Origin of the sequence: Klebsiella sp. Ech2A, assembly GCF_030078455.1 — a bacterium.
GTDB classification, from domain to species: domain Bacteria; phylum Pseudomonadota; class Gammaproteobacteria; order Enterobacterales; family Enterobacteriaceae; genus Klebsiella; species Klebsiella terrigena.
In genome coordinates this window covers 1-1,481 of sequence record NZ_JAQGFU010000403.1, presented here as the reverse complement: position 1 = coordinate 1,481, position 1,481 = coordinate 1, and the positions used below count along the sequence as shown (strand labels likewise).

Annotated in this window: 3 protein-coding genes; 2 read left to right on the top strand and 1 reads right to left on the bottom strand. The window is 59.4% G+C overall.

Annotation, left to right across the window (positions count from 1 at the left end; translation table 11 throughout):
- On the top strand, positions 1-505 hold a 505-nt coding region (locus PFH44_RS27460), incomplete at its 5' end, for a bacterioferritin-associated ferredoxin (protein WP_463671590.1).
- Between the two features lies 1 nt (position 506).
- Here PFH44_RS27460 and hpaR read toward each other — a convergent pair.
- Positions 507-956, bottom strand: coding sequence for a homoprotocatechuate degradation operon regulator HpaR (gene hpaR, locus PFH44_RS27455; RefSeq protein ID WP_045860152.1), 450 nt, complete (start codon positions 954-956; stop codon positions 507-509).
- A 289-nt stretch (positions 957-1,245) separates the two neighbouring features.
- On the opposite strand from hpaR, the gene PFH44_RS27450 reads away from it, so the two are divergent.
- Positions 1,246-1,481: fumarylacetoacetate hydrolase family protein (locus tag PFH44_RS27450; RefSeq protein WP_283826819.1), on the top strand; the 236-nt coding region annotated here is incomplete at its 3' end.

The following is a 1,481-nucleotide window of genomic DNA, read 5'->3' as shown; positions in this document are numbered from 1 at the left end:
GTTTTTTGGCTGCGCCGTGGCGGACGAGGCGGTGAAGGTGGATTGCTGGCAGCAAACCAGCGTCGCGGACGTGTATGCCGCCGGAGAGTGCACCGGCTTCGGCGGCAGCGAGCTGGCGCTGGCCGAAGGAGAGATTGCCGGCTTTGCGGCGGCGGATGCCGGCGACCGGGCGCAGGCCCTGTTTGCCCGTCGCGCGCGCTGGCAGGACTTTGCCGACGCCGTCAGGCGGGCGTTTATCCTGCCGGAAAGCCTGAAAACCCTCGCCACGCCGGAAAGCCTGCTGTGCCGCTGCGAGGACGTCCGCTGCGGCGAGGTGGCGAGCGCCGAGGGCTGGCAGCAGGCAAAGCTGGCGCTGCGCTGCGGAATGGGCGCCTGCCAGGGGAAAACCTGCGCCACGACCGCCCGCTGGCTGTACGGCTGGCCGCTGGTGGCGCCGCGCGAACCGCTCTCTCCCGCACGGGCGGAGACGCTTATCGCCCTCGCGCAGGAGAGCGGCGAGCGCTGAGCTACTCCTCCTGCCGATCGTCGCGCGCGGCGCCGTTACGGTTGCCGAGCGCGATAAACTCCTCCAGCAGCGCGGTCAGCTGGCGCATTTTTTCGCTGGTAAACTCTTCTTCGATCAGCCGATAGGCCTCTTCAACCTGGGCCTGGGCGCTTTGATACAGCTTTGTCCCTTCCGCCGTCAGCGAAACGTACAGCTTGCGCTGATCGCTGACCGGCTTTAAGCGCAGCACCAGGCCGTCACGTTCCATGCGGGTCAAAATACCGGTCAGGCTCGGGCGCAGAATGCAGGCGCGGAAGGCGAGATCGTGGAAATCCATCGACGGGCTTTCGGCAAGGATGCGCACAATACGCCACTGCTGCTCGGTGAGATTATGGCGTTTGACGATCGGCCGGAAATGGCCCATCGCCGCTTCCCGCGCCTGCAACAGCGCAATGGTTAACGAATCATGCATCACATACCCTCTACATCACATTTCAGAATCTATTAACAAGTTAATAATTAGCGCTTATTTGCCGATGGCGCAACCGGTTTCTGCTGCTGAAAAGTACCAGCCTTTTCATAAATTATCGATAATCACATGATTATAAACAATTAAAATTTAAACGTGTAAATTTATTGTTAATCAGATCACAAAACATTCACTTCTGTTTGCCAAACCCGTCCGCAAGTAATAAAAGGTAATCATTAACATATTAATGAAATCCCTTAAGCTTCAGAAATCAGTACCAGAGGAGTGGTGAATGAAAGGTACCATCTTCGCCGTTGCGCTTAACCACGGCAGCCAGCTCGACGCCTGGCGCGAAGCGTTCCAACAGGCCCCGTACAAAACGCCGCCGAAAACCGCGGTCTGGTTTATCAAACCGCGCAACACCGCGATCGGCAGCGGCGACGCAATCCCTCATCCGCAGGGCGAAACCGTGCAGAGCGGCGCCACCGTGGCGCTGATCGTCGGTAAAACCGCCCGCGGCGTCTCCGT